The organism is Plantactinospora alkalitolerans (assembly GCF_015690345.1).
GTDB lineage: Bacteria > Actinomycetota > Actinomycetes > Mycobacteriales > Micromonosporaceae > Plantactinospora > Plantactinospora alkalitolerans.
In genome coordinates, this window is sequence record NZ_JADPUN010000428.1 from 47,635 (window position 1) to 56,541 (window position 8,907).

Here is an 8,907-nt window from a genome sequence, read left to right on the forward strand (position 1 = left end):
CCGGACGAGGTCGTGCGCACCCGGCTGTACTCATCCGGTGCTCGACCACGTAAAACCGCCCTGCCTGGCGGTCCGCTCGAGCGCGGTCAGTCCGTCCTCGAAGCCATGTGGAACGAACGTGTAGGGCCGGAAGCCGAAGGGGCGCCCGAGACGCAGCAGCCGGTCCAACGTGATGCGAGAGATCCTAGCCCCGGACAGTCCCAGAGCCGTGACCTCGACGAGGAAGCGGGCCGGGTCGGGCAGCGGCGGCCGGTCGGCGTCGAGCGCCCGGACCGTCCGCTGGTAGAGCGAGTTCGGTGACCGGTCTCCGGCCAGGTCCAGCGAGTGGAGCAGCTGGCCGAGACGATCTCGGTTGCACCGGTCGGTGTCGCGCTTGACGACCTTACGCAACTCGGCGGCCAGCAGAATCGGGTCTTCGGCGGCGCGAGCCGCCGCCAGGTCGTCCAGCAGCGGATCGGGGGAGATGGCGGTGACGATGTCGGCGAACCGGCCGGACGCCAGGATCGAGGAATCGGCGGCGACAAGATCGTGCAGTTGCTTCGCCCACCCCTTGTCATTCGTCGCCCGGCCCAGTCGGGTCGCCCTGCGGTCGAGTTCGGCGGCCAGTTCGTCGTCGCTCGTGGCCCGCAGACACATCGCGAGGACCAGTGTCGCGTTGCCCTCCATGGCGAGATCTCCGCAGCGACGAGCGTATTCGAGGCTCCGCTCCAGGGCGATCATCGCGACGTGGGCCTCGCCATGCACCAGCCGGAGCAAGGCCTGTTGGTAGCGGACCCCGGCCATCCGTCGGCTGTGTTCCGGATCCGGTACCTCGTTGAGGATCTCGATCGCCTCGCGCAGGAACTGGTCAGCCCCGTCCACGTCGGCATCCCGTAACGCGACGATCGCTGTGTTCTGCCGGATGGCGGCCCGCAACAACCGCTGTTCGACGACCGCCTGGCCGTGGAATGTGAGCCGGTGCCGGGCGATGGAGCGTTCGAAGTGAACCCACGCCTGTTCCGCCCGCAGAAGGTCGGCTTTCGCCAGCTTTCCGGCAAGCTCCTCCTTCCCCAGCAGCGCCCAGGCCGCAGCCACCCCGGGGTGCAGCGTGTCCCGCCCGATTCGGGACAGCACCCGCCGGATCTCGGCTCGCATTGTCGCCGCCTCCCCGGTCGCGCCGCGCAGTCGCAGCATCTGGGCCAGGATCAACGCGGCGTTGGGCGGCAACATCAGGGCCTCGCCGAGCCAGTTCCGCACCCGGCGCGGGAGGTCCGTCCCTCCACTGCCCGCAACGCCTGCCCCACCAGCCAGGTCGTACTCCGGCGTCACCACCGGGACCCCGGCTGCGGCGAGCCGATCGAGGAACGACCTCGCTCCCTCCCCCGGCGACGTCGCGGGACGGCAGACCCAGGTCACCCGGGATGGCAGGCCATCCCCGGCGAGCAGGCCCAGGTAGTCCTCGTCCGTCACGAGGTCCTCGCCCGAGAAGCCCAGCACCACCAGGTGCCGGCCACGGCAGGCGGCGGCGAGCTGAGTACGGGTGACAGGGCCCAGCCCCCGTCCCTTGTCCAGCCACAGGTCCACCATGCTGTCCGGCTGGTCCACCGATCCATGGATCTTGTGCAGCGCCGCGCCCGTCGCCGGCCCCTGCTGCCCGCGCAGCACCACCGGGACGGCAAGGCCGAGCTCTTGACCGGCGCGCTCGAGAAGCGTGTCGAAATTGGTGGTGATCACGGTGTGACCGTGCCCGTCGGCCACCAACCGCATGACGGCGCGGTGCACCCCGTTGGGCTCGGCGCCGTTCAGCACGGTAAGCACGTCGAGCCAGCTCCGCCCGGCGAACGCGTCCGCGATCAGCTGGCTGAACGCGGGAAGTGGCACGTCCTCCAGCCGGGCCGTGGCGGCCAGGGCCCGGACATCCGGGGACGTGAGGGCCCGCAGCGCGATCTGCCGGATCTCGTCGAGCACCGCGTCGTTCAGCCCCCACCACGATGGGACGTTGGAGGGAGCGACCGCCGACACGCCACTGCCACAGAGCACGACGCTCGCGTCGGGGGTGGGGCCGGCGATCGCGCCCAGATCCATGTTCATGTCCTCCCCTTATCGTCTCCTTGACGATAATCAAGAACCGCGCTTATCGTCAAGGAGACGATAAGCATTGAGGGCTGCTGGAAGCGGGAGCCCCGAATATACGACCGTGGTCAGATGGCGAGCGGGTTCACCCTTCGTAGACTGTGCGAATGTCCTGGTTGGCGTCCCGGCGATGGCTCGCCTTCGACGCCGTGCTGGCCGTCGGGCTGGTCGTGGTGAGCGTCGAGCAGGGCGACAACAAGGGCTTGCAGTGGTGGCTGTTCACCGTGCCGATGGTGGCCGGTCTGCTGGTTGGCCGCCGGTGGCCGGTGCCTGCCGCGATCCTCGCTGGCGTCGGCGTACTCGGGCACCACCTGCCGTACGCGATGGCCGCCGAGCCGCTCGATCTGGCCGTGCCGCTCAGCCTCTTCACGGTGGCCTACGGTGACCGGCCGCGCCGGACCGTCACCGCCGCGTTCGCCACCGCGCTGTGCGGTGCGCTGGCGTTGAGTGTGCTGCAGCCGGTGCTGCCCACCCGTACGCCGCAGTCGCTCGCGCCGGCCGGTTCGATACCCGTCACGGCCACGGGTCCCATCGCAAAACCGGTGCCCTTCCCGAAAGCCAGCCTCAGCCAGTTGATGGTCGCGGCGCTCTGGCAGAGCGTCGGCGTCCTGCTCGTGCTGGCTCTGGCCTACCTGCTGGGTGCGAACCTGCGCGGCCGCCGGATCCACCTGCACACCCTGGAGCGCCGGGCGGCGGACCTGGAACGCGAGCAACGTCAGCGGATGGCTCTCGCCACCGCTGCCGAACGGGCCAGGATCACCCGTGAGCTGCACGACGTGGTGGCGCACGGGCTGTCGGTCATGGTGGTGCAGGCACAGGGCGGGGCGGCGGCGCTACGCCGGCACCCGGAGCGTGCCGAAGCCGCGCTGCAGCAGGTCATCGCCACCGGCCGGGCCTCGCTCGCGGAGATGCGCCGGTTGCTGGCCGTGGTGCGGCAGGATCCCGTCGAGGAGGCGGAGCTGGCGCCGTCGCCGGGAGTGCGAGCGCTGCCCGACCTGGTTCACCGGGTCCAGGCCGCCGGCTCGCGGATCACGTTCACCATCGAGGGGGATCCGGTGCCGTTGCCGTCCGCGGTGGATCTCTGCGCCTACCGGCTCGTACAGGAGGCACTCACCAACGTGCTCAAGCACGCGGGCGATGGCGCGAGCGCCGCCGTACGGCTGGAGTTCCATCCGGAGAGCCTGGCGATCGAGGTACGGGACGACGGCACCGGTACGCGGACCGGAACCGACGGCAACGGGCTGCGCGGCATCGGTGAACGGGTCACCATGCTCGGCGGCCAGCTGATCGTCGGCCCGCGCGAGCCGGGCGGCTTCCGGGTCTGGGCGCGGCTGCCCCTACGGGAGGATGGGTGAACATCCGCGTGGTAGTCGTCGACGACCAGGTCCTTGTGCGTACCGGATTCCGGATGATCCTCGACGAGACGGACGACATCGACGTGGTCGGCGAGGCGGGTGACGGCACCGCGGCGCTGTCGGTGATCAGCCGCACCAGACCGGACGTCGTCCTCATGGACGTGCAGATGCCCGGGATGGACGGGATCGCCGCCACCGAACGGATCCGTACGCTGTCCCCGTCGCCGAAGGTCATCATCCTGACCACCTTCGACCTCGACGAGTATCTCTTTCGCGGACTGCGCGCCGGCGCGAGCGGGTTCCTACTCAAGGACACCCTCGCCGCCGACCTCGTCGCCGCCGTGCGGGTGGTGGTCTCCGGCGAGGCGGTGACCGCGCCCAGCGCCACCCGCCGGTTGATCGCGCACTACGTGTCCGCGCCCGGACCACGGGCGGCCGGCCACCCGGGCGGCCGGCTCGACGCGCTGACCACCCGCGAACGGGAGGTACTGACCCTCATCGCCCGCGGGCTGTCCAACGCCGAAATCGCACGGGAACTCTGCCTGTCGGAAGGTACCGTGAAGACCCACATCGGCCGGATCCTGAGCAAACTCGGCCTGCGCGACCGGGTACAGGCCGTCATCCTCGGCTACGAGTCCGGCCTGGTCTCACCGTGAACCAGCCGGTGAGGCGGCGAATCAGCCGGTGAGCCGGCGTACCCGCCACAACGCGACCGCACACGACAACCCGGCGAGCACGAGAAAACCACCGAACTCCAACCGCTGAAACGACCAGTACCGGTCGGCCGGCTGGTACGTCACGTCGAAGTGGAGGTTGAGCCCGGCGACGCACGCCTCGATCGGATCCTGCCCGCCGTTGGGGTCCGCCTCCCTCTGCACCGAGGAGGTGGCGCCCAGGCACGGCCGGATGGTCGCGGTGTCGGTTTCGCCGCCGGTGGCGGTCAGCAGTTTCTCGTTCGTGCTGAGCTTCAACGCACCCGGAATGACGTATCCGGTCACGAGCACCGGACCTTCCCGCCTGATCGCGAGCCGGCCGCCGTTGTCCGGAACACCGGCGTCGTACGCGACCGATCTGGTGACCGGTGGCAGGACATGGCCGCGGGCGAGACCCGGGATCAGGATCTGCAGTACGGCCACCGCCAGCAGCGTCACCGCCATCGCCCGCACGGTACGGCGTACCACCAGGCCGATGGTGACAGCGAGGGCGAACGCGAACGCCGCGTAGCCCAACGGAACGATGTTGCGGGTGGCGAAGCTCAGCTCACCGAACCGGCTGCCCAGCACCGCGTCGTACCGGCTGGCGGCCCAGGTGAGCAACCCGCTCACCGCCCCGGTGACCAGTACGGCGGCCGAGCCGACCATCGCCAGTTTGACCGCGAGCCAGCGCCGCCGGGTCACGCTCTGGTTCCAGACGAGCCGGTGGGTGTGGTTCTCGAATTCGCGCGTGACAAGCGGCGTACCCCAGAACAGGCCGACCAGCAGAGGCAGAACCATCAGCAGGATCGCCGGCATCGTCACGAGTTCGCCATACTCGTTGGCGAACGTGTTCCTGGCCAGGGTGACGTCGCAGCCGTCGGCCGCCACGCAACCGGCGACGTCGGTGTCGTACACGTGCCGCATCCGGAACCCGAGATACAGCAGGAACGCGGCCACGACCGCCAGCACGGCGAGCCCTACGAGGAATTGGCCCCGGAACTGCCGCCAGGTGAGCCAGGTCATCGCTGGACCCCCGTCATGTAGGCGAGCACCATGTCCTCGAGGTTGATGCGCTCGGCGTGCGGGAGGAACGCCGGCCCGGTACGCCGGACGACGAGCGTGCTCTGCCCGCCCTTGTGCTCGGCATGAACCACCTCGGCACCCGACGGCAGCCGGTCGAGATCCTCACGGCCGACCACCACCCGGAAATGCTCGTCCACAAGGTCGTCGACGGCGCCGGACAGGCGTACCCGGGAAGCGGAGAGCAGCACCAGGTGATCGCAGACCCGTTCCACGTCGCCGAGCAGGTGGGAGGAGAGCACGACAGTGACCGCCAGTTCGCTGACGAACTCCATGAGGTTCTGCAGGAACTGCCACCGGGCCAACGGGTCCAGCGCCGCCACCGGTTCATCGAAGATGAGCAGCTCCGGCCGCTTGGCCACGGCGATGGTCAGGGCAAGCTGGGCCCGCTGGCCGCCGGAGAGCCGACCCGCCCGCTGCGCCAGGTCCAGGCCGATCTGCTGTACCCGGCGGCGGGCCAGCTTGTCGTCCCACCCGGGATTCAACCGGGCGCCGAGCCGCAGGTGCTCCGCGACGGTCAGCCCCGGGTACAGGGGCGTATCCTGGGCCACGAAACCGACCCTGGCCAGCTGAGCGGCCCTCGTACCGGGACGCTCGCCGAGCACTTCGATGCTGCCGGCCGAGGGTTCGATCAGCCCGCAGCTGAGCCCGAGCAACGTCGACTTGCCGGCACCGTTGGGGCCGACGAGTCCCACCACCCGGCCGGCCGGGATGTCCAGGTCAGCGTCGGTGAGTCCGGGCCGCCGCCCGTATATCTTGGTGAGCCGCCTGGCCCGCAACACGGATGTCATGCTGATCAGGCTCGTCGCCCGGCCGCTCCGTCGCGTCTGCGTACGGTCTGATCCAGCGCCGCACACTACGACCGCGGTCGTACCTCTCCAACGGGCCGCAGGCCCCGCGGATGTCCAGATTCAGTTGGCGGGTTCGATGGATCTTCCGTTCTTCTTTGATGATCGTCGGTTCGAGGGCTTGTCGGGTGGTGTTGGCTCGCCGGGGCGGGCCTGCTGGACGGCGTGCCGCAGCGCGGTGACGAAGGCTGTGGTGGCGGGGGGATCCGGTGGGTCGCCATAGGTGGCGAGGTAGACGCGTCGGCGAAAGTCGGGCAGCGGGGTGGCTTCGATTCCGGGTGCCCGGTGCGTGCGTAACGTCAGACCGGGCATGGTGGTTACGCCCATGCCAGCGGCGACGAGGGCCTGTTCGACGATCACGTCGTCGCTGGTGTAGACGACGCGCGGGGTGAAGCCGGCCCGCTCGCACGCGTCGACGAACTCGCGGCGGCAGTTCTCGCAGCCGGCGATCCAGGCCGAGTCGCGATGGTCCCGCAGCGTCTGTCCGGGTTGCAGGCTGAGCAGGTGCATCGGGTCGTCGAACAGGTGCGCGGTACGGACGTCGTCCGGTGTGGTGTCGTCGTAGCGGAAGATGAGGGCGGCGTCGACCTGCCCGTCGCGCAGCAGGTTCAGTGCCACCTGCGGGTGGGCGTCGACCAGGTGCAGTTCGATGCCGGGGTGGTCGCGGCGCAGGGTGGCGGCGGCGTGCGGCACCAGGGCGGCGAGCGCGGACTGGAAGCCGGCGACCCGGACCCGGCCGGTTCGCAGGCCCACCATCGCGGACAGTTCTGCGGCAGCGGTGTCGACCCGTCCGACGATCTCCGCGGCGCGGCGGGCCAGGTGCTCACCCTCCGGCGTGAGTCGGATGCCCCGGCCGACGCGCTGGATGAGCCGGGCGCCGGTCTCGGCTTCCAGCCGGGCCAGATGGTGGCTGACCGCTGGCTGGGAGTACTTCAGGTGCTTGGCGGCCTTGGTGACCGAGCCGTGCGCGGCGACAGCCGCGAGGATACGTAGCCGCACGATGTCCAGCATTCATCCATGATAGTTATGAGTAGCCGCAAAAGTTGGCATTGGACGAATGAGTCTTGCTCGGTGGACGCTGAACGGGACCACGCAGTTCGCGAACGAGGAGGACGACGACATGGCGGGCACGGTTCTCCAGCACGTGATCACGCCCCCGGGCGGCGGCTCCGTCGCCGGCTCCACCGACGATCTCGTCGCCGGGGTGCGCCAAGCGATCGGCACGCGGGCCGGCTGGGCGCGGACCGCGGAACTCGTCGCCGGTCAGCTCCGCGCGTACCTGCCCGACCCCGACCTCCTGACCCCCGAGCAGCAACTCGGTCACCCCGACCGACCCGCCGGTCACGTCCTGCACGCCGAGCCGGACGGCACCTTCTCCATCCTCGGCCTGGTCTGGCGACCCGGTCAGAGCACCAGGATTCACGACCACATCACCTGGTGCGTCGTGGGCGTCCTGCAGGGCGTCGAGCACGAGGACCTCTATGACGTCGATCTCAACCTCATCGGCACCCGGGAGAACCACGTGGGCGAAGTCAGCGGCTTCGCTCCACCGGGTGACATCCACCGGATTCGCAACACCGGCACCCGCACCGCCATCAGCCTGCACATCTACGGCACCGACATCACCCGGATCGGATCCAGCGCCCGCCGCTACTACAACTGACCCGAAAGCCGCCCGCCGGTCCTGGAACTCAGCACACTTGCGGTGTCGAGAATCTGGCGCTGGCCGCGTCCCCGGAACAACCTCGGCCATGACAGGCCGTGTGACGAAACAGGAGAACCACCATGATCAAGCGGATGGACAACGTCCTCATCGTTGTCGACGACCTTGCGGCTGCCATCGCGTTCTTCGTCGAACTCGGTATGGAACTGGAGGGCGAGACGGCAGTCGAGGGTGAATCGGTTGACCGGCTCGTCGGGCTGGCCGGCGTCCGAGCGGACATCGCCGTCGTACGGACCCCGGACGGCCATGGCCGGGTCGAGCTGACGAAGTTCCACACGCCGAAGGCGATCAGCGCCGAGCCGAAGGACGCACCGGCGAACACGCTGGGCATACGGCGCATCATGTTCGCCGTCGACGACATCGAGGACGTCGTTGCCCGGCTGCGCACCCACGGCGCCGAACTCGTCGGCGAGCTGGTCCAGTACGAGAACAGCTATCGGCTCTGCAACGTCCGTGGCCCGGAGGGCATCATCGTCGCCCTGGCCGAGCAGCTCGGCTAACGGTCCGTCCGGACAACAGACGACAGGAGGGATGACCGCGCAACCACCCGCGTCCTCACCATTGCCCTCCCCTCGGGTGAGCCAGCCACGTTCTTCGCGCGAAGCGGCCTGGCCGGTGCCCTATGCGACGCCGCCGAGGCGAACAAAGCCGACCGGCTGGACCTCTAGACGAGTAGTTCCGAATGGATCAGTGGTCGTAGGCGATCAGTGACCGGGTGACGGGTGCGCCGGTCTTGTTGTTGTGCCAGATCGCGGCGGCCATGGCCAGCAGGCGTTGGGCGACTCGGACCGCGACGCCCTCGAAGGTCCGTCCGCCGTGTTCTTCCAGGTCGAGTTGGCCTTTGAGGGTGTCGTTGACCGACTCGATGAGTTGGCGGACCTTCTTGAGCATCGGTTCGCCGTAGTGGGCCTTCTCCCGCTTGCGGGACGGTCGCAGCAGCTCGATGCCCTGGGCAGCGAGTTGCCGCTCGAACGGTTTGGAGGCGAAGCCCTTGTCCGAGATGAGCAGGATGCCGTCGTGTTCGGCGATCACCCCGGCGTCGGCTTCCAGCATCGCGGCCAGTACCTCGCGTTCGCCGATCTTGGGGTTCGCCA

General features: G+C 69.2%; 9 protein-coding genes. 4 read left to right on the forward strand and 5 right to left on the reverse strand.

Annotation, left to right across the window (positions count from 1 at the left end; translation table 11 throughout):
* Positions 1-30: 30 nt before the first annotated feature.
* Entirely contained in the window at positions 31-2,070 is a 2,040-nt protein-coding gene (locus tag I0C86_RS42195; protein ID WP_196206920.1) for an SIR2 family protein, read from the reverse strand.
* Between the two features lie 149 nt (positions 2,071-2,219).
* Between I0C86_RS42195 and I0C86_RS42200 the strand changes: the two genes are divergently transcribed.
* Positions 2,220-3,467 carry a sensor histidine kinase gene (locus tag I0C86_RS42200; RefSeq protein WP_196206921.1) on the forward strand — a complete coding sequence of 416 codons (1,248 nt, stop codon included), beginning with the start codon at positions 2,220-2,222 and terminating at the stop codon, positions 3,465-3,467.
* Positions 3,464-4,123, forward strand: a complete 660-nt coding sequence (locus tag I0C86_RS42205; protein ID WP_196206922.1) for a response regulator — start codon at positions 3,464-3,466, stop codon at positions 4,121-4,123. The genes I0C86_RS42200 and I0C86_RS42205 overlap by 4 nt, the downstream gene beginning before the upstream one ends.
* Positions 4,124-4,144: 21 nt before the next feature.
* Here the strand turns inward: I0C86_RS42205 and I0C86_RS42210 are convergent, their stop codons facing one another.
* From I0C86_RS42210 to I0C86_RS42220, 3 genes are all read right to left on the reverse strand, one after another.
* Positions 4,145-5,185: an ABC-2 transporter permease gene (locus tag I0C86_RS42210; protein ID WP_196206923.1), complete on the reverse strand. Its 1,041-nt coding sequence runs from the start codon at positions 5,183-5,185 to the stop codon at positions 4,145-4,147.
* Positions 5,182-6,033, reverse strand: coding sequence for an ABC transporter ATP-binding protein (locus I0C86_RS42215; protein ID WP_196206924.1), 852 nt, complete (start codon positions 6,031-6,033; stop codon positions 5,182-5,184). The genes I0C86_RS42210 and I0C86_RS42215 overlap by 4 nt, the downstream gene beginning before the upstream one ends.
* A 120-nt stretch (positions 6,034-6,153) precedes the next feature.
* On the reverse strand, positions 6,154-7,101 hold the full coding sequence (locus I0C86_RS42220) for a LysR family transcriptional regulator (protein WP_196206925.1): 948 nt from the start codon (positions 7,099-7,101) through the stop codon (positions 6,154-6,156).
* Positions 7,102-7,147: 46 nt separating this feature from the next.
* Between I0C86_RS42220 and I0C86_RS42225 the strand changes: the two genes are divergently transcribed.
* Together I0C86_RS42225 and I0C86_RS42230 are read left to right on the forward strand one after the other, a co-directional pair.
* Entirely contained in the window at positions 7,148-7,753 is a 606-nt protein-coding gene (locus tag I0C86_RS42225; RefSeq protein ID WP_230395649.1) for a cysteine dioxygenase family protein, read from the forward strand.
* Positions 7,754-7,875: 122 nt separating this feature from the next.
* Positions 7,876-8,313, forward strand: coding sequence for a VOC family protein (locus tag I0C86_RS42230; protein WP_230395650.1), 438 nt, complete (start codon positions 7,876-7,878; stop codon positions 8,311-8,313).
* Positions 8,314-8,500: 187 nt separating this feature from the next.
* Here I0C86_RS42230 and I0C86_RS42235 read toward each other — a convergent pair.
* On the reverse strand, positions 8,501-8,907 hold a 407-nt coding region (locus tag I0C86_RS42235; RefSeq protein ID WP_323373422.1), incomplete at its 5' end, for a transposase.

Bases quoted from the DNA above. Each gene is read 5' to 3' on its own strand.
- I0C86_RS42195 (WP_196206920.1), bottom strand. From the start codon at position 2,070: ATGAACATGGATCTGGGCGCGATCGCCGGCCCCACCCCCGACGCGAGC.
- I0C86_RS42200 (WP_196206921.1), top strand. From the start codon at position 2,220: ATGTCCTGGTTGGCGTCCCGGCGATGGCTCGCCTTCGACGCCGTGCTG.
- I0C86_RS42210 (WP_196206923.1), bottom strand. From the start codon at position 5,185: ATGACCTGGCTCACCTGGCGGCAGTTCCGGGGCCAATTCCTCGTAGGG.
- I0C86_RS42215 (WP_196206924.1), bottom strand. From the start codon at position 6,033: ATGACATCCGTGTTGCGGGCCAGGCGGCTCACCAAGATATACGGGCGG.
- I0C86_RS42220 (WP_196206925.1), bottom strand. From the start codon at position 7,101: ATGCTGGACATCGTGCGGCTACGTATCCTCGCGGCTGTCGCCGCGCAC.
- I0C86_RS42225 (WP_230395649.1), top strand. From the start codon at position 7,148: ATGAGTCTTGCTCGGTGGACGCTGAACGGGACCACGCAGTTCGCGAAC.
- I0C86_RS42230 (WP_230395650.1), top strand. From the start codon at position 7,876: ATGATCAAGCGGATGGACAACGTCCTCATCGTTGTCGACGACCTTGCG.